Raw genomic sequence first — 19729 nt, 5'->3', positions numbered from 1 at the left:
CGGAGCCCAGGGGAAGGGCTCCTACTCGGGGCGAACGGGCTGGTTGTTAGCTTTGGGTTGCGGGCGAAGCCCGCGCTAGGCTACTAGCGAGTTCGTCGCATGGTGCGAAGAATTCCGGAATGCGGATTTCGGATTGCGGACGACGGATTCGCGAGTTCCGCAATCCGCATTCCGCAATCCGCAATGGGTTGCGGCCGAAGCCCGCGCTGAGGAGCGGCCTGTCATCGCGACACGCCACCGTGACCGAAGTGTCCCCTCGAGACCACCTCCATTACCTCCTGTCGATCCCGGAGGTGCGCGCCACGCTGGAAGCTCTCCGCGCGCTGGATAGGAGCCCGTCGCTGCGGGAGTTCATGCTCATCGCGTTCGCGGCGCTCGTTCTGCTGACGGTCTGGGTCATGATCGCAAGGCTTCGGGCCACGCCCGCGCCGCGGTGGCCGACCGTCGCGTTTGCGTTCGCCACGGCCGCCCTGACCGGCTCTGCCCTGGTGGTACGCCTCGCGGTGTCCCCGCGAGCGTTCTTGCACGAAGGGTATTGGGCGACGTGGTCGTACGACTACGCACTACGCGGTAACGGCGGCCTCTACGGTTCGGCGGGACCGGCGATCTATCAGGCGGTCGAGGCCGTGTTCGGCGGGATGGAGCAGACGATCTTCCTTACCAATGTCGTCCTCGCCGCGCTGACGATTCCCGCGGTGGTCGCACTTGCCTGGCAGCTATTTCGCAGTGTGCCCTCGGCCCTCCTCGCCGGGTTCGTGGCCGCGCTATTGCCGATTCACCTGCGCTACTCGGCATCGGAGGAGTTGTGGATTCCGGGGACGCTCTTCTCGCTCTGGAGTCTCGCGGCATTCGCCGACTGGCTGTCGTCGCAACGCGATAGTTCCCTGGCAATCGCGAGTCTCGCGCTCATGCTGGCCATCCACAGCCGGCCGGAACTCCTCGTCCTCCCGGCGGCGGTCGGCCTGCTTCTGCTGTTGTTGGCGCACCCTCGCGAGTGGTGGCGGCGGATCGCCGGCGGCGCATTCGCTGCGTGGGCGCTGCTTGTCGGCGTCGTTTTTGTGCAGCGCGCGGCCGGCGCCCTCGGATCGTCCTACCAGTTCCGCGGCTGGCTCCCTCTCGGCTCGTTCTGGCGCTCGTGGATCGGCAGCGATCCCGCGATCACCCCGGTCGTCCTTCTCTTCATGCTCGCGGCCGGAATGCTTTACGGGGCGTGGCACGCGCGCCGGCAGTATCTCTGGCTGCTTGCCGTCGCCTTTGCGTTCGTCGAACTGCCGCTGTCGGTGTTCTGCAACGAAGGCACCATGCTGCGCACAGCCTTGCTGGCGATGATGCTGGTGGCGATCGCGGCCGCCGGAGCGCCGTTGCTCTTGTCCGTCGGCGCGGGCTGGCGCTTCGTTCCCTTCGCTGCCGCCATCCTCGCGGTGGCGTTCGCGGCCGGCGCCTGGCGTAATCTGCTGTTCGTCACCACGCCCACGGACGAGCAACTGGAACACGCGTTCATCGGGGAAACCCTGCCGCTGCTCCCGGCCAACGCGCGTCTGATCGCGCTCCACGCACCGGGCTTCTCCACGCCGCCGGATTGGTTCGATCCGTTCCCGCGCTTCCTGCTCGAACGCAGCCCGGCGCGGATCGAGTTCCACCAGATCCCCGACGTCGGCGTGACCGAGCCCTGGCCCGAGCCGGCCCCAAACCTGTTTTTCTATCAGGGTATGACTTGCCACTTCTCGAACGACAGGAGCATTCAACCGGCGGCGCCGTTGCGGGACCGCTGTCTCGATATTCGCCGTCACTACGAAATGCGCCCGCTACGGGTAATCGACATACCCGGGCAGCCCCGGACCAACGGCGTGTACTTCCCCGGCCCGGCCGGCCCGTTCGAGCTCGGATTCTTCCAGATCGTGGGTGTGCGCGCGCCCGAGTGACAGGAGACGCGTCGAAGGTGACCGTCCCGTACCGATCGCGCGAAGATCGACGAACCCGATACTCGATTTCCTCGGCGGGAGTACCCCATTGCACGTGCAACGCCACCGGGCCCGGCAACGCCGATCGCAAGGCGATTTCCAGCAACGCCAGGGCAAACCCGAAGCCCGCGCACACAAGCAACAGGCGTTGCTGAACCCGCGCCATGATCGGCGTCACCGGCCCCCGGCAGACGGCCGTGCCACGTGGCGGTCGTGCAGCCACTGCGCCATCAGCCGATGGCCGGTTTCGTTGAGATGACTACCGTCGGACTGCACCGGGTTCTCGCCGCGGTCCAGCGCGGCGCGGATGGGCTCGGTGGCATCCCTCACCGGCAGCCCGAGACGCCGCGCAATGGCCATTACTTCTCTCTCGAACCACGGTTCGGCACCGCGTAGCGAACCGGCATGCGGCAGCGCGACGACGACCAGACCCACGCCCCGCCGCGCCAGCTCGTCGCGGGCCGAACGGAGGATGTGCTCGATGTGCTGGAACTGTATCTCCGGCGGGTCTCTGTGCACCCCGCGCTCGGCCAGCGACGCCAGGGCGCTACCCAGAAACGCGGCAGCGGATGAATGCGCCGCAATCGACACCCGTCCGAGATACGGAAGCGGGCTGTTGATCGCCAACCACCGCAAACCGATTTCCGGCTCGCTCCGCGGGCCCGCGGGAAACCGCAGCCGCGCCTGACCGTCGTCGTAGACGAGCAGCGACTGCCAGTTCGAGCACGGATGCGGTGCATCGAGCCCGGCCAGATCGTTGCCGGCAAACAGGTAGATAACCGCCAGATCGATGCGATGGCGGGCCACCCAGCTCCGCAGCACGGCAAGGTAATCGTCGGGAGCCATTCCGGAGATGCCGCCGTTGATGTGCTCGATCTCCGGCTCGAGCCGCCGCAGGCCGGCCACGAACGTGTCCTCTCGCGCCACGTTGGCGCCGAAGACCAACGAGTCCCCGATGTGCAGGACGCGCGGCGCCGTTCCGGCCCGTGGCGTGAACCGTTCCGGAAACACGACCGACGGCTCACGGCGCACATCGATGAGGCCCTTATAAGCAGGCCCGTAAACGATCGAACACACGATTTCCCGCGTGACCATCACCGACGGCGGCCTATCCGCCGGCTCCAGCGCCTCCCCCGGAACTGCCAGGTCGCCGCGCAGAGCGTCGCGGGCCAGCGCGTAAGGAACCCCCTCCGTCCGGAACGCCTGCGCATCCGGCGGAGTCGTGCGCAAGGCGTGCTTCAGCAGCAGGTGCGGCCCATCGCCGACGGGAAATGCCGGCGGCACGCCCAGAAACAGCCGGGCCGCCACTTCGAGCACCGCGAACCCGGCCACCACTGCACCGCAGGTCAGCCACACGTTGCGAACGTCGGCGAAAGCCTGGTGGGCCGCGAATAACATACCCGCACCACACAGCACCCCAACCGTGACGCCGTCCCAGAGACCGACAATCGGAAAGTACACCGTCGCCGCGGTGAAAAGCGCCGCCGGCGACAGCACGCACGCGATCGCGCCGAACACGCCGGCGATACGGCGACCCAGACCTCGACGCATCAGCACACCGGTACCGGCGCCAAGAGCCATGGGAACCACGAGCACGGCCGCCGCTGTCAGAATGGTCGCCACTCGACTTCCGATCGTTGCCGCACTTGCACCGCCCTCCTCTTCGGCCTTGCCCGTCCGTGCACCGCAATGTCAAGTTGCTTCATGGCTTTGTCGGTCGCGGTGACGTTCGCGGCGCTCCTTGCCGGGCCAATCGCCGCCGGAGCCATCCTCGGTATCGTCCTCCGCCGCCTCCGCGGCCGGCGGTTCGGCGGAGTCGCCGCGGCCGTCGCCCTGCTCGCGCTGCCCGCCGTGGTACTCGTGCAACTCGACCTGCGAGTCCCGGTCATCGGCCTGTGGGACGCCTGGCTCGAAGGACTGCTCTTCGGCGCCGGCGTCGCATGGACGGCACACGCCGGGTTCGCGCGGCCCGGCGGCGCGCCGCTGGCCGCGGCCTCGCTGCTGGTAAGCCTCGTCGTCCTGGAAATCGCCAGCGCCGCCTTCCTGCCGCCGCCGCCGGGGTTTCCTGCGGAAGAGGGGCCTCATTTCCTGCTTGCCGATGCGCTGCGGGCAGCCACCCGGAGTCACTCGTGGGACTTCCGCAGCAAGGAGATCGTCTGTGTCGCCGTCTACGGCGATGCGTATCCGGGCATCCTCGAAGTTCGCAGCGAGCGTGAGGTGATCGTACCGGCGAACTTCACCCCACGAACGGCGGCAACGCGGCGCGTGCTGCACATCGGCGATTCGATGACCTTCGGCATCAGCCTGCCCCGTGACGCCGCATTCCCCGCCGTACTCGAACACCTCGAACCCGACGTCCAGCACATCAATGGCGCCGTTCCAGGGATCGCTCCCGACGCGTACCTTCTCCTCCTCGAGCAATGGCTGGCGACTCACGACCTGGACCTCGGGGTCATGTACATCTTCGAGGGCAACGACCTTGCCGGCGTGGACGATGCCTACCCGTGCTGCCGCTGGGACTCCATGCTCGTGTACGGCTCGGGCGGACCGGCACGGCGTTGTCCAACCGCGGTGCCGATCGATTTCGCCAATGCCGGAAGCACATGGCTGCGATACAACAGTCCGCCCCCCTACCTGTTTCGCGCCCTCGCAGCCCACTCCACGGCCGCCGCGCATGCCGCGGCCGCCATTGTCAACACGATGCCCAACAAACCCCTGACCGCGCGGCAGTCCGAGGAGACGGCGCTGCAGCACCTGGCCGCGATTCTCGCTGCGGCGCGTGACGCGATGCACGCGCGCGGCGTGCCTTTCGTCGTGGTCGTTCTGCCGGCACGCACATGGATCGAGAACCCCGCGACGCCGCACGCCGCACCGGCGCTCCTGGGCGTGGCGCGTGCGCTCGGCATACCCGCGCTCGATCCGGGAAGCGTCCTGGCGGCGGCAGCGCAGCGGGGCGAACGAGTCTTCCTCGACGCCCCGGCGGACCCGCATTACGGCCCCGCCGGACATGCGCTCATTGCGCGCTGGCTGCACGAGGAGTTGAACGGCATCGTGCGCCCCTGAATTGTGATTCCCGAGGGTGCGCGCACGGCGCAAGGAAATCTTCAGGCCATGGAACGGCACTGCCCCACCGTTCGTCCCGAGTAGCAGCCGTCTCGATAGCCCGATCGCCCTGAGTAGCCGATGTCTTCTCAATCGGCGTATCGAAGGGCTCAGGCGGCGTATTGAGGGACAGGCTCGGCAGGGCCGCGCCCCTCGATACGGACCCCAGGGGAAGGGCTCCTACTCGGGGCGAACGGGGAGTTCCGGGCATCGGGTTGCGGGCGGTAGCCCGCGCTGTATTGCGATTGCCGAGGATGCGCATACGGCGCGTGTTCAGGGTGAGGGTGGAAGCAAGAGCGCGCGCGGAGCGCCCGCTCCACCACGTCTGTCACCCATGTGCCCGCTTGCCTCAGGGCACGCCAGCGAACATACGTCGCGTGAACGCTTCGAGGTCGCACAGGCCGGCCACACGCCGGCGGGCGTTTGCGATCAGACGGGCGCGCAGAGCCGCATCCTCGTGCACACGGACGAGCGCGGCGCGGAACCCCGCGACGTCGCCCGGAGGCACGAGCAGCGCCTGCTCGCCGTCGGTCACGTACTGCGCAATCCACCAGGTGTCGGTCACAACGACAGCGCTGCCCACCGCCATCGCCATTGCCAGCACCGTAATCCCGGCCGCGTGCCCGTCCGGCAGCAAGGGAATCGCCGTGATCGAAGCTTCGGCCATGGCGTCGCGGAAGCGCCACAGCGGCAGCCGCGGATCGACCCGGACCTGCGGCGGCAGGTCCGCCAGCGCCCGCCCCGTAACCAGTTGCACGTCGAACGGCAGGTCACGGATCGCCGCGATAAACAGCGGCCAGTCGCGGCCGCTGTCGCCGCCGGCGAACACCCGCCCCGGCTGCGGCGTCGCGGAGGACCGGAAGAACTCCAGGTCCATCGGCCAGACATGGTCCCAGACGCGCTCTGCGCCCGCGTCGACGAACATCTGCTTGAACTCGTCCCCCGATTCGCCGAACGTGCTCCAGACCTGCATCGACGTCTCGGGTGTGCGCCGCACGGGACCGCGGCGCGCGTTCTCCTCGCGAAAGCCGTCGTGCAGGTGGCGGTCCCAGACCAGCGTGCGCCCGGCAAGCAATCCGGCAGCGGCAAGGTCGAAGAACAACCGCGGGCGCACGTTTACCACCACCACCTCGTAACCGCGCACCGACAGCCGTCGCAGGGCGGCCGCCAGCGACGGATCGTCTTCGGCCTCCATCAGGGTTTCGGTCCCATCCGCAAAAGGCGCCGGCACCTGCCCGCCGAGTTCGCCCCCGAGGTCGCGGCGCCAGCCGGGATTTACCGCCACCCGATCCAGGCGCAGACCCCGCTCGACGCAGCGCCGCTCGACCGAGCGGCCAAACTGGTAGCTATACACGAAGTCGTCGGCGTCGATGTTGACCAGCAGGGCGCGGCGCGGCGCCGTCGAACCGCCTTCCGCTAATGCACGAATCGCGGCGATCAGATCGGCACCTGTCGCGGTCGCCGCCGCAATGACGGCGAAATCCTCGAGGTCGTCGATAACGCCAGCCATGGCAGTGTCGCGGTTCGGGCGCCACGGCAGAGCCAGGGCGTTACCGCTGGCGCGCGCGACGACGTCCGCGGGTGAAAAACGCCTGCCGTGTTCGACCATACACCCGCCGTCGGTGGCGACCGGGTCGACCGTGGCCGCCGCTCTCACGAAGGCGGCCTGCACCGAGGCGAGCAACGCGGCAGGGTCGGCGTCCGAACCAACGCGGGCTTCACCGTCGACCGCCTCGCCCCCGCCGATCGTCACCCGCTCGAGTCGTCCGCCGGGAAGAACGGAGACAACCGCGCCGAGGGCGGCCCGCACACGGGCGACAACTTGCGGGTCGGGGACGCGGAACCGCTCGTCGACGATGACGGCATCGTTCGCCGCCGGCAGGACCGCGCTCACGAACCTATCGATCGGCGCGCGGCCGGCCCGCGCAATCACGACCGGGCCCGCGGCGGTTGCCGCCAGCCCGCGCGCGTCACCGAGATCGAGCAGACGAGGTACGGTCGGATCGACGACGCACTCGCGGAACGGACCCGGGAGCGCCAGCGGTGCGGTCAGGCCGGGATGTCCGGCGAGCGCGAGCCACAACGTTACGAGCGCGCGTTCGAGTCGCCCGGCGTCGACCGGACCGTCGGCGAGCGCGAGCAGGGCCGGCAGCACGTCGACCCGGCCGACTGCGTCGAGCACGCGCCCGCTGTCTGAGCGCAGCAGCGCCGGCAGCACCGCCACGAGCGGGGGCCATGCGGCGGCGTAGCGGCCGAGCCATTTCACGGTGACGGTGGGAAGCTGGCGCAGCACGCAACTGGCGCGGGCCCGCCTCACTCTTGCCGCGGTCGCAGCCGACGCCGGCAGCCACGGGTGCGAGGTCATTTCCAAGCCGCCACCGTTCATCTGCAAATCGTTGAAGGTATGTGCCGCTTCGCCGCTCGGCACTCTATCGTCCGAGTTCACCCGTCACAAGCACGGCCGGGGCCGCGGACAGTGGCTCGCACTGAGATCGTCGGTGTTCATCTGCGGCCATTCTTGTTCGCTCGGCGTCAGGGGCAATGCCGGTCGGTATCGTTGCGTTGCACTGCGGCTAACGCCGCGGTAGACCCACCATCGTGCTGTCCGAGCCCGCAGCAAAGGTCAGGGGGACGGCACACGTACTAGTGCTCGTCGCGGCGTTGACGGCAACGCTCCTCGCTGGCGTTAGCCGCGCCGGCGTTGAAGAAACCGCCGAATGCGAGATCGGGATCGCCCCCGATACAGCGCGGGTGCTGTTCGACATCCTCAACCATCCTGCGGCGGAACCTGACTGCAAGTTCGAAGGCCTCGGGACACATCAAACCTGGATCGAAGCGCTCTGGTCGCGCGGCGGCACGCCTCTTCCTCCCCTTTCCGCCGCGCCCGCCGCCTGTGCATCCACGGCCACGCGGCGTGCAGGGGCCTTTGCGGTCGAAGTGCCGCCCGAACTCACGCAGAGCTGTCCGAGTATCGCGCCACGGATCGCCGCGTTCCTCGACGCGCTCGCCGCGGAGCAACCGGGCGCTGCGACGGGCAGCGTGTCGGACCCGCTGTTCCGCTTCGCACGGCTGCTTTTCGTGGCGATCACGGTTGTCGCACTCGTCATCCTGCTGCGCCGCCTGAGGCAATCGCGTCGCTGCGACGCGTACTGGGTAGCGGTAGGCGTGGTGGGCTTCCTCGTAGCCGTCGGGGTGCGCGCCGCCCTGCCCTTCTCCCTCGGCAACTGGTACGCGGAGGTATTGCCTGCGATCGGGCCGCCGCCGTGGATGCGGTTCGGCCCCGGCTATTTCGCTCTGCAGGCGCTGCTCCGGGACCTCGGTGTCTGGGGGCCGCGCGGGCTCGCGGTGTCGCAGATATTCCTGGGTGCCCTCGCGGTACCGCTGCTGGTCGGCGTACTGCGGGAGCTGCGGGTAAACCCGGTCGCGGCGGCGGCGAGTGCCTTGCTCCTGATAGTTGCGCCCTTCCACGCCCGTCTGTCGGCGACACCGAGCGAGCACGTGCTTGCCTCGACGCTCTGTATCGGCCTGCTGCTCTCCTGGTTGATCGCCGCTCGCGGCGGAGATCGGTTGTGGTTGGCGATGGCGGTGCTGCTGTTCCCGGCCGTGTGCGTCACCCGGGTCGACATGGCGGTGCCGGCGGCGGCACCGCTGCTCTGGCCCCTGCTTCGGGATCGGATCGAACGCGAGGACGGGCTGCACGGCCGGGCATTGTGGTGGCGCGCGGCGGTCATGGCAACGGCGGCGGCGGCGGCTCTGGCCGTGACCTACCGATTCGTCGCGCTTCCGTCGCACCATCCTTTTCCGCAACCCGAGGGACACGCTCTCGCTGCGCGTCTGTTCGTGTGGCAGTTCTGGTCTCTGGCCACGACCGATCCGCGGTGGCTGCCCTTACCCGCCGCGTTGCTCGCGCTTATCGGCGCCGCCGCGATGACGGTTAGAAGGCCCCTGCTTCTGTTGCGGGTATTCTTGACGTTGCTGCTCTCGTTCGTCGGGCTCGGCCGCCTGCTAACCACGGACGAGCTGCTCGGGGCGCGCTATTTCCTGTTCGCCATTGCGATCTTCCTGATTCTTCCGGGATACGGGTTCGCGGCGCTGCCGCCCTGGGTGCCGCCGCGATACCGCACGGCGGTGACCGCGGCCGGCCTTGCCGCTCTCGCTGTCTGGAGCGGCGTGGACACCCGCTCCGCATACGCGGTTCGGTATGCGTTCGAAGACGAGTACGCATTCCTGCGTCGGGCGCTGGCCGCGCTGCCGGCCGGCTGCCGGGTCTACCAGGTGCCGCTGCGGTCGGCCGCCTATCCGCGCGACCTCGATTGTTGTCTCGACATCGGCCGCTCGCCGTTATTGCTCGACTACCCCGATCTGCAGTTCGCATCCGTGCCTCGGCCCGCCACGTCGGCATTCGACGATCGGCCCGGGTGCCTGGCCTACTACGAGGGCGCCGCCTGCCGAATTGCGGACGATCCGCTGGATTCCAGGGTGCACGAGCGTGCCGAGCGCGCCGCCGACGACCTGCGGCGCCGGTGCAACGAGGTGCGCGCGGTCGGGCGTCTCGAACTCGTGGCGGAGACGACGACGTCGCCGAGGGCAACAGTGAATTTCTTCCACGGCGCGCCCCCGCAGGCGGGGCTGTACCGCTGGACACCCTGAGGCCGCCGGGGCGCCGGCCCTTCCGATATGGCTCCAAGCTTGGAGGTCGGCCGGGCCGAAGCTGAGCCGCAATGTCGGTCGGTTACAGCGGAACGCGCGCGGAGCGCGCGTTCCACCTGGCCGACTCGACTCCCGCCGGGAGAGGAACCTGGTCAAATCGGACACTGCCGGATCATGAGAGGTCGCGTGCGGGGATTCACTCGCTGTGCCACGGCAACAGCACCCCGCCGCGGAGTCATGTCCCTCTCCCGCAGGGAGAGGTCAGGTGAGGGGATGCGACCGAACCGCGCAGCGGCGGCCAGGAGACTGACCCGATCGCGCCACGAACTGCCCGAGATCATCGGCGCCGACACACATACCGGGCGACGCCCTCGTTTCATCCCCTCACCTGACCTCTCCCGCTGGGAGAGGAACCTTACTCCGTGGCGGGGTGCTGTCGTGACGCTCGTGCCTCGTTCGATCTCATCCCCTCACCTGACCTCTCCCGCTGGGAGAGGAACCTGACTCCGTGGCGGGGTGGTGTTGTCGTGCTGTGGCGGCGGCATGTGCAGCGAACGCGCGCGGAGCGCACGTTCCACGTGGACTCAACGCGCGCGGAGCGCACGTTCCACCACCCGGGTGACTGACTGCCGCACCCCGACTGGTCGGCACACCATCGGGCGGCGTGCGCCGCGCTACTTCCTCCGGCTCGCCCGACATCGCACCCCACGGCCGCCGCCTGGAGCGAGATGCCGGATGCTTACCGCCAGCATCAGCAGGACCCCACCGGCGGCGGACATCAACCGCGGGTCGATCTGCTGCGCACCCGGGTCGATCGTTCCCACGGCCGCCGGCGCCTCGATCTCGCGCAGGACCGCTTCGATGCCGGCCAACGTGTCGCCGCAGTCGCGTTCCGCTTCCACCGGGACCGCAAGGGCCCAGACACCTGCGTTGCGCTGGCCGGCGGCCGACGGTGCCGCGGCCGCGAGCTCGATCGCCTGTTCGGCACCGGCGCCAGTTCGCAGACCGATAGTCATGCGAAACCGGCTCGTATCGAGCCGCATCACGCGACAGCCGTCCGCCGCTCGCAACGGCACCACCCGCTCGTACAGCGCCCGGGCGAAAGCCGGGGTGATGGCCGCGCCGTCGCTGACCGCGGCCAGCCCGGCCTTTGCGTGCCTTTCCCGGGTAACGACACGGAAGACCGTCACCTCCACTTCCGGCCGGTCGTACGGTAGACCCACGTAACTCGGCCGGGCCGGGAACGTTCGACCCGCCAGGCGCTCGAGCTGCACATTGGCTTCCACCGCCGCGCACCGCGGCCGTCCCTCGGCGCTGCTGCACAGCGACCCCCGAACGTACAAGAGGCACTCGCCCGCCCCCGCGGCGAGGGCCAGATCGCCGGCATCTTCGAGAGCACGCAAACCGCCGCTCGCAGGCGCCGCGCCGCCGCCGGTAAGGTAACTCGGGATTTCCCACATTCGCCGGCCAGCCCGGCTCACGGCGGCGACCGTGCAGGTCGGAGACACGTCCCGCAACTCATCCTTCAAGAATGCGTACTCGAGCTGTTCCGTGGTGCGAACGCGCAGGTACGGCAATGCCGGAGGCAACAGGACGATCGTTCCCGCCGCCGCCGCGGCGCAGGCCCATGGCAGGCTTTGCAGGCGCGCCGGCCACAGCGCCGCCGCGCCGAGCAGCAAGCCCGGCACGAACAGACGCCGGTAGCACAGCGCCCACAGGGGATGCTGCTGGAAAGCACCGCCGGTAGCCAGCATCAATATCAGCGACCCCGCACCGACGAGCGGCAACCACGGCGGCACCGCCCACAGACGGACAACCAGCGTACCCGCCAACACGGCCAGCATCGCGCGCCCCTGCGGCTCGACCAGATTGGCGAGCGCCTGCCGAGTCATTTCCGACGCCGCCGACGCCTGCACGACCGAACCGGCACTGGTGAGCAGCACCGCGCCGCCGACAACGGCACCGGCAGCACACGTGCGTGCCAGCCGCACGACCCAGCCGTCGCTTTGTGCGGCCCCGAACACCACCAGCGGCGAGAGCGCCAGCGGCAGGTAACCGGCGGGGTGCACCCGGGCTTCCGCCGCCGCCAGCAGAGCCGCGGCGGTCATGGCAATTCCAACCCCAACTCCGTCGCCGCGGCGTTCGCTCCGCACGGCGAGCGCCAGCCCCGCCTGCACGGCGAGGACCAGAAAGATAAGCGCGGTGAAATAGCCCTCGCTCGCCGCCGTGCGCACGCTCACGCCGTCGGCCGCCAACACCAGAGCGGCGGCGGCCGCACCGCCGCTGCCGACCCCGACCAGACGAGCGACCGCATACAGCAGAGCCGGACTGAGAGCCGAGAGCGCCGTATTGGCGGCAAACACACCGTCGTCCGGCGTCCACCCGAGGCGACTCGCCCAGTTGAACAACTCGAAATAACCAGGGCCGTAACCGACGAGCGCGGCCGGTTCGAGGGCACCGCGAATCCACAACGGGCCCTGCCCGTTGACGTGTAACGGTCCCCACAATCCGGCCGCGACACGCAGAGCGAGGGCGGCCAGTGTCAGCGCACCCAGGAAACGGAGCGTCGCCGCGTGCGGTCGCAGACCCCGCCGGGCCGCGATCAGCAGCAGCACCAAACCGGCTCCGGCGAGCCACGGACCATGCAAGACGGGGAGCATCGGAACGCGCCGGGATCGTACTCGCCGCCGGCCGCGAACAAAAGCGCCGCCGGCGCGTCGTTCGCGGTTCAATCCTGGCGCGCTTTGAGGTTAGGATCGCCGCGTGCACACGGTCATCGGGTGGTTGGACATTCTGTTCGGCAGGGGGAGCGACGATCACCCGTTCTGGCTGCTAACGGTGCGGATCGACATTCTTCTGTTCGTCCTGTGCTCTGCGGCCACCATTGTCTGGACATGCGCCGCGATGCGGTCACGCGACCGTCGCCCCGCGGGCGTGGAAGTATGGACGATCCTGGCGTTGTCGGTGCTTGCCGGAGCGCTGCGCTTTGCGGTCGAGCACAACCTGACGGCACTGGGCGGCATCGGGTACAGCCGCATCCTGCATGGGTACAGAGGGCACTTCGCCACCGCGCAGTTGTATTCGCTGGTGTACCCGTGGGCCGGGCGAAGTCTCGAGACCGCCATTCTTCTCAACCGGTTCGCATCGACGCTCACCGTCCCCCTGGTCTACGCTCTGTGCCGCTGCCTTGTACCGGCGCAACGCGCCTTCGCCGTCGCGGCCGCGTTGCTGATCGCGCTGCAACCGCTGCACCTGCTGTTCACGGCCACCGACGGTTTGCCGGTGAGCACGTCGCTGCTCGCCGTATGGTCTTATCTGTTGCTCTGGATCGGCATCGGCAAGACGGCGGCCCCCGCATGGGTACGGACGCTGGCCGCGGGGGGAGCGGCACTGGGCACCGCCCTGCTGACGCAAGTCCGTTACGAGAACTTCGTGTTCGTGGTGCCGCCGCTCGTCTACCTCGCCGCCGAACGGCGCCGTGTGAACGCTTACCCGCTCGTGCCCGCCGCTCTGCTTTTCGCCGTCTTCGTCTGCGTCTACCTGCTGGCCGCGTTCGGCTCGAACCGGGCCTTCCAGAGCGTCGTTCCTATATCCGAAGGCCTGCGCGCAGCCGTCTTCGAACTGGTTGCCAATCCGGTCTTCGCACTCGGCCCGCTGGCGGTTGCAACCGGGGCGGCGGTCGCATTGGGGCGTGGCACACTGCGCTGGCTCGCGCTTCTACCCGCGCCGATCTTCCTGATCGTGGTTGCGCTGGCCATTGGACTGGAGCGCCACGACTACGGCGCCGGCTTTGTGCCCCTGGCCCGGCTCCATGCGAATCTGCTTCTCTTGCCCACCCTCGCCGCCGCCTACGGTGTGGCGTTACTGTGGGAATCGCGGCGCCACGCACGGCGCGCGCTGGCGCTCGGCTGTCTGGTCTGGACGGCGGCACTGACCGCGCTGTACTGGCCGAATCTGCGCCAGCGCTACCTCGAAATCGCCGAGCACGACTTCTTACGCGAGTCGCTCGTGGCCCTGCCACCGGAGGTCAGCCGGGTGGTCGTCCCCGACGACGAAATCCTCTTTCGCGAATCGCACTCGACGATCGAACTGCTGGCCAAGTACCGTGCCGTCGCGGCGGCGGCCGGGACGACGGAAATCGAGATCGTCGGCTTGACCTCTTTCCTCGAGCAACCCGATGCGGTGGACTGCGGGCACGGCCATTGCGCCTTCTTCATGGGCCTGCCGTGCACGGGCGGGCGGTACTACTGGTTCGCGGAGACGCAGTGCACCCAACTGATGACCGCGCTCGCCGGTCCGCCGCTACGCGAAACGGAAGTCCTCGCCGGAACGTTTCTCGATTGCAGCCTCCTGCGCGGGGCTACACGTCCCGGGGAATGCACCGGCGCGGTCCCGCGGCGGTTCGGAATGTACCGCATCGTCCGCTGAACCGGCTGATCGCGGCTTCCGCCCGGCCCGCTGCCCGCCAGATGCCGGCAGACGCAGGCAGGATACCGGGTCGCGTTCACCGCGGCCGGACCCGGAGCAAACGCACCGGCACCCCGCCCGGCGGCAGAAACGGCCAGAAGCCATCCGACGACACCCGCGCGGCGGCGACCGGTTCGAGCCGCGGGTCGCGCGCCAGTGTGGCGCACTGCTCGCGCACCATCGCACTGAGTCCCGGGTTGCGGCGTTCGCTTTCCGGAATTGGAGCGAGATGGCAGAGCGCCCCCTCGTAGTAATAAGTCCGCGCGTCGACCGCGGCAGGGAGCCGCGCGCCCTCGCCGCGCAGCGGTATGGCCTCGAAGCGCAGGCCGGGAAACGCCAACGCCAGCGGGCTGTTCGGCAGATCGAGGCAGCAGTCCGGATCGTTGCGGATTTCGTCGTCCTCGCGCACCGGCAGGTGCAGCACGACCGCGTCCGCCGGCAGCGCGGCCAGGGCGGCACGCAGGAACCGCTGCTCCGCCTGAAAGCTGTATTCGTGCCGGTAAAGGGGCATCGACGCGAACACGACCGCCCCGGCGCCGAGCACGGCGACAACTCCCGTCGCCACCGGCGCGGCCGCCTCCCGCAGCCTCGGCGCAAGGAGGTCGCGAAGCCCGGCGGCCAGGGCCGCAAGGCCGGCCCCCGCCACCATCGCGAGCCATGCCAGTAACGGCATGAAGTAGCGCGCCCCAACCATTCCTTCGGCATTCATCAGCCGGTCGAGAAGAAGTTGCGGCGCAAGGAAGGCCACCAGAACCGCCGCCAACCGAAGCGGCTGCCGAATAGCCAGCACCACGGCCCCGAGCGCGACGAGCGCCGTCATCGGCAGCGGCAACCAGTTCGGCATCCCCGAGCCGACCGCCAGCAACTGCGTGAAGGGACGCAGGTGGACAAGCTGGTTTCCCGCGGCCGCGAGCACATGGGACAGATCGGGCAATGGCATGTCGTACCGGCGAACGAAGAGCTCGAATATGGCCGCCACCGACAGCACCAGCAGCATCCCGTAAACACCGGTGTCCAGGAGGCGCCGCGACCAGCTTCGATCGCCGACCAACGGTCCGAACAGAAGCGGCAGCGGCGCCAGGACCGCTGCCTCCAACCGTACCCACGGCAGCAGCGCCGCAAGCAGCGGCCCCAGCAGGCGCTCCGGCCAATTGGAATCGAACTGCGCCCGCAACCATACCAGCAGCAACAGCGCGAACAGCAACTGAACCTGCACGTGTTGCGCATCGGACCAGCCGATCCGGACGGCCAGTGGCTGGACCGCCCAGAGCAGCATCGCCAGAAAGGCTTCGCGGCGGGCGAGCGCGAGGGCGCGGAAGGCGAGGTAGAACGCGCCGCCGGCGATCGCGTGCAGAACGAAGTTCAGACCGAAGAGAGTCCCGTCGGTCCACGGCACAACCGTCCCCACGACCACCTGCAGAAAGAATCCCGCCACACCGTTCTGATCTGCAGCTTCGAGCACGCCGCCGGTGCCCGGCAGGTTGTTCGAGTACCAATTGGCGACCGACGCCTTTCCCAGCAGGGCCGTCGCCGCCGCGGTGAGACCGCCAACCGCAACCGCGTCCGCCAGCGCGCCGCCCGCCGGCGGCCACGCACGCCAGAGCGCAACGACGCCGAAGAGAGCCGCGGCGACGCAGACACCGGCGGCCAGCGCGCAGGCCACGACGCGTTCGCGGCCCGTGGCGAAGCCGGCCGCGGTAACCCAGAGTCGCCCGGGGTCGCCGAGGAGCACCTGCGTCGCCAGGGCTCGCAGGTGCTCGATCGACTCCGGTCCGCAGGCAGGCTCGCAGGTGAGGACGACGACGGCGTCGCCGCCGGGGTGCTCGACGACGACCGCCCCGGGCGGCACCGCCTGCCGAGCCCGCGCATGTTCCAGAGTCATCGCCGCGTACACACCGGGCGCGGCCAGGAAGACCCGAACGACGCCGCCCTCCATACGGCCGCCGACGATCCGGAAGTCGCCCGTGGGACGGCGCCAGGCCTCGCCGAACAGCGCAACAATCTCCGGCGCCCGGTCGTGCGGCACCACCAGGGCGACGCGCGAGGAACCCAACCAAGCGACACTCGCGAGTGCGATCGCCGCAGCAAGGCCCACCCAGGCGACCGCCGCCGGATTGACTCGCGCAGTCAGACGACCGCCGGCACCGGTTCGCCCCATCGCCATAAGCCTCCAACGTGCGGGCAAATACCGCAAGGCCGATGATGCGCCAGAATCCCGGGGCCGCGGCGAAGTCAGCGACGGAGGGCATCGACGGCAAAGCACATGCCCAGGGAAGGCGTATCAGGGCTCCGTCCGGCTCAGCTCCCGCCGGGAGAGGAACCTGACTCCGTAGCGGGGTGCTGTCGTGGCGCTCGTGCATCACTCGATCTTATCCCCTCACCTGACCTCTCCCGCCGGGAGAGGAACCTGGCCCCGCTGCGGGGTGCTGTTGCCGTACGGTGGCGCGGCCAACGCGCGCGGAGCGCGCGTTCCACCTCCACTCAACGCGCGCGGAGCGCGCGTTCCACCTCGACTCAACGCGCGCGGAGCGCACGTTCCACCTCGACTCAACGCTTGGCGCGGAATACGCGGGCTGGACTTCCGCCGCGGCGCTGTGGCAACTTGGCTGTCGTGCTCGATGTTTCCGCACACTCGCCCTGCAATGCCCGCGGCGGGCGCGCCATCGATCCGGTCCACGGACCCGAAAGGGTGACTCGGCGGCGACGCGTACTGGCCGTCGTGTACGGCGGGATCGTGTGCACCGCACTGGCGATCCCGGGTCTGGTGGGCACGGCCGCAGCCGCCTCGGCACCCGTCATCGCGCCGGGCCAGGAGGAGTTGCTGGCCGCCATGGTGGGCAAGGGCGCGGCCCTTCCCGAGGGTTGCAAGTTGACCGGCGGGGACGTCGAGTACCACACCGTAAAGGCCACCTACGCGTGCCTGGGCGGCGAAGTGGTATTCGAACTGACCCACCCCGCGAAAGCCGCAAGATCCGCGACCCTTACCGAGCGTTTCGCCCTGCAGGTTCGCAGCGGCTCCCCGCCAGCCGGTCTCGCTGCCGCGATCGAGCAACTGATTCGAGCCCGCGAGGCGGGTTTCGAGTGGACCATGTTGGAGGTCAAGCCGGAGCCCGCGTCGGCGCGATGGCCGGCACTTGCCGGTGCGGCGCTGGTTGCCGCCACCATCGCGGGATGGGCGTTGTGGCGCCGGCGAAGCGCCGCGCCGTCCGCGCCGCAAGCGTAGCACGGTCGCCGACCCCCTACCGCCCTCACCATCGGTAAGTCGTGTGAAACCACGCTCCGATACGCTCCTGGTGTGGACCGGAGCCCCGTGCGGCTATGGCTGCCGCGCCTGTCCCATCACTCCCACCAGCGGGCCGGCGGGAGCGAGTATCGCCGATCTCCAGTCGGAACTCGCGGCTCTGCCCGACGAGAGCGGACCGTTGGTCGTCCTGGTCGGGGGTGAACCCTTCCTCAGGCCGGACCTCCTGCGCCTGATGGCGGTGGTGCGCACCTCCGGACGGGCCCCGGGGGTGATCACCACGGGACGGCCGCTGGTGTATCCGCGGGTCCGCGAAAGACTGCGGCGCGTGGGTCTGGCGTATTTGCGGGTCCAGCTCTTCGGCGTGGGCGACGCTCACGACGCGGCGGTCGGGGTACCCGGCGCCTTCGCGCAGGCGATCGAAGGACTCTGCGCCTGGGTACGCGAGGCGTCGGAAGCCTGCGACGTGGACGCGGTTCTTCACGTGGGCCGCCGCGAGATGGCCGTCGTGGTTCGAGAGCTGGAGGCGTTGGCGAGAGAGCTGCCAGCGCCCGACGTGCAGCTCGTCGTTGCGCTCGATCCGGCCGGTTGCAGCGACGGGCAATACACGGAGTCGGTCGCCGCCGCGGCGGCAGCGCTCGGAGAGTGGAATGCCGACACCGCCCGTCCCCTGCTGGCGTGGGAGGGTCTGCCGGAAGCGACGTCCCCCTTTTCATGGCTGGGCGTGGCGCCGCCGCGGCCGGCATTCCTGCCTCCCGCGCCACCGGCCTGCTGCCTCGGGCCGGTGGCAGAGTTGGTGCGCGCGCGTGCCGCCAGGCACCGGCAGACCGTCGCCAACTCGTTCAACTTCGTCCGCACGGACCGGTCCGTACCGTGGACCGCCGATTCCGCCGCGTGTACCGCGCATGCCGTAGCCGACGGCATCGATCCGCACCGGCAGTTGTGGCTCGTCGACGCCGATCGCCTGAGCCTGCACGTTACCGACACCGGCGACTTCACCGCGGCGGAAGTCGCTCGCATCAAGGATGCGCTCGGCCACGTGTTCGTCGATCGGGCGGCTCCCGGCGTGCTCGACGACTTCACGGAGGGAATGCGTCGCGTGCGGCCCGACCCGGTCTGCGCGGGCTGCGAACAGCGCGGGCGCTGCGGCCGTCGCTTCGTCGTCGTCGACGGCCCGCCGTACGCCCGGGAAGAGGAGTGGATTGCGGCTTACGTCGCGGCGCTCCGCGGGCGCGTGCTCGACGTCGGCTGTGGCGAACAGTTGTATCGCAACGAACTCGCCCCCGCGGTCGCCGGCGGGGTCGTTGATTATACCGGTCTCGACCCCGATGCTTTGAGCCTGTCACGAGCGCGCGCGGCCCTGCCACGCGGGCGCTTCTTCCGGTCGACCATCGAGGAGTTCCACGACGCTCCGGGCGGCTACGGCACCATCCTCTGTCTGCGCTCGCTGAACCATGTTACCGACGTGGACGACGCGCTGGCGCGCATGGCTGCGCTGCTGGCGCCCGGCGGCGAGTTGCTGATCGTCGAGTGCACGCCGTTTGCGCTCCTGCGCGAGACGGCGCAGGTCGAGGCGGCCGACCGCGCCCCGCGCGGCGGACAGCAACATCTGCGCAACCTCGCCTCCGAGGAAGTCGTGCCGTTCGCGCGGCGACATTCGCTGCAGGTGCTGTTCCACCACGCCGCAACCGAGGAGAACACCAACGAATGGATCCTCCTCCTATCGCACGCTCCGCGCTCGGCGCTCGGCGCGGGCTGACGCCCGCAACCCATGGCCTGTTCAGCCTCGCCCTCCCCATGCGATTTCTTCGCACCGTGCGCGCAAACGCACGAATCGTAACACTCAGTGCGCCTTGACGCCCTCGATCGTGGTTACGGAGATCGGTCGATGAGCCCGCCGGTAGCACGCGGGCGGTTCGGATCGAGCATCTCTACGGGAAGATCCGACGGCACCTGGTCCGCCGGGACCACGCGGTCCTCCGGGACGGGGATCGGGTTCCCGTCGTCGTCGAAGAACTCGTACTCCGGCGAGAAGAGCAGGATTGGTTCGAGCGGCTTCCCGTCGTCAGTGTACTGGTAGTAGCGTTCGTAGCCCTCGGGCAGCACGTAGTCGTCCGGCACGACCACACCGACCCTGGGCGGATCGGTGCCCGGCGGCGGGAATGCCGCGATCCCTTCGGTTTCTCCCATGTCGCGCAGATGCCGAATGTACTGTGCGGCATCGATGCCCTGGGGATACTCCTTACCCGGTACGTTCTCGATCGGTTCCTCTTCCTCGGCAGGGGCCTGCTCGACGACGGCGTCCTGG

The 19729-nt window shown here is 69.2% G+C and carries 11 protein-coding genes; 6 read left to right on the top strand and 5 right to left on the bottom strand.

From position 1 onward, the window contains the following. Positions 1 to 119: 119 nt before the first annotated feature. Positions 120 to 1922, top strand: a complete 1803-nt coding sequence (locus L6Q96_21940) for a glycosyltransferase family 39 protein (GenBank protein ID MCK6557212.1) — start codon at positions 120 to 122, stop codon at positions 1920 to 1922. Between the two features lie 213 nt (positions 1923 to 2135). On the opposite strand, the gene L6Q96_21935 is transcribed toward L6Q96_21940, so the two are convergent. Further along, positions 2136 to 3584, bottom strand: coding sequence for a hypothetical protein (locus L6Q96_21935; GenBank protein ID MCK6557211.1), 1449 nt, complete (start codon positions 3582 to 3584; stop codon positions 2136 to 2138). 81 nt (positions 3585 to 3665) lie between these two features. Between L6Q96_21935 and L6Q96_21930 the strand changes: the two genes are divergently transcribed. Beyond that, positions 3666 to 5024: a hypothetical protein gene (locus tag L6Q96_21930; protein MCK6557210.1), complete on the top strand. Its 1359-nt coding sequence runs from the start codon at positions 3666 to 3668 to the stop codon at positions 5022 to 5024. Positions 5025 to 5412: 388 nt separating this feature from the next. Here L6Q96_21930 and L6Q96_21925 read toward each other — a convergent pair whose 3' ends face one another. Then, entirely contained in the window at positions 5413 to 7449 is a 2037-nt protein-coding gene (locus L6Q96_21925) for a glycosyltransferase (protein MCK6557209.1), read from the bottom strand. Positions 7450 to 7661: 212 nt separating this feature from the next. On the opposite strand from L6Q96_21925, the gene L6Q96_21920 reads away from it, so the two are divergent. After that, entirely contained in the window at positions 7662 to 9713 is a 2052-nt protein-coding gene (locus L6Q96_21920) for a hypothetical protein (GenBank protein ID MCK6557208.1), read from the top strand. Positions 9714 to 10387: 674 nt separating this feature from the next. Here L6Q96_21920 and L6Q96_21915 read toward each other — a convergent pair. Beyond that, on the bottom strand, positions 10388 to 12373 hold the full coding sequence (locus L6Q96_21915; protein ID MCK6557207.1) for a hypothetical protein: 1986 nt from the start codon (positions 12371 to 12373) through the stop codon (positions 10388 to 10390). A gap of 103 nt (positions 12374 to 12476) precedes the next feature. Here L6Q96_21915 and L6Q96_21910 point away from each other — a divergent pair, with 103 nt between their 5' ends. Then, on the top strand, positions 12477 to 14141 hold the full coding sequence (locus L6Q96_21910; protein ID MCK6557206.1) for a hypothetical protein: 1665 nt from the start codon (positions 12477 to 12479) through the stop codon (positions 14139 to 14141). A 76-nt stretch (positions 14142 to 14217) separates the two neighbouring features. Here L6Q96_21910 and L6Q96_21905 read toward each other — a convergent pair whose 3' ends face one another. Further along, on the bottom strand, positions 14218 to 16338 hold the full coding sequence (locus L6Q96_21905) for a hypothetical protein (protein MCK6557205.1): 2121 nt from the start codon (positions 16336 to 16338) through the stop codon (positions 14218 to 14220). A 531-nt stretch (positions 16339 to 16869) separates the two neighbouring features. Between L6Q96_21905 and L6Q96_21900 the strand changes: the two genes are divergently transcribed. Next, entirely contained in the window at positions 16870 to 17403 is a 534-nt protein-coding gene (locus tag L6Q96_21900; GenBank protein ID MCK6557204.1) for a hypothetical protein, read from the top strand. Between the two features lie 43 nt (positions 17404 to 17446). After that, positions 17447 to 19180, top strand: coding sequence for a methyltransferase domain-containing protein (locus L6Q96_21895; GenBank protein MCK6557203.1), 1734 nt, complete (start codon positions 17447 to 17449; stop codon positions 19178 to 19180). Positions 19181 to 19293: 113 nt separating this feature from the next. On the opposite strand, the gene L6Q96_21890 is transcribed toward L6Q96_21895, so the two are convergent. Then, positions 19294 to 19729: hypothetical protein (locus L6Q96_21890; GenBank protein MCK6557202.1), on the bottom strand; the 436-nt coding region annotated here is incomplete at its 5' end.

The sequence above is a fragment of the Candidatus Binatia bacterium genome (assembly GCA_023150935.1).
Classification (GTDB): Bacteria; Desulfobacterota; Binatia; order HRBIN30; family HRBIN30; genus JAKLJW01.
The sequence above is the reverse complement of the archived record's forward strand: the minus strand, read 5'-3'. Positions and strand labels throughout refer to the sequence as shown.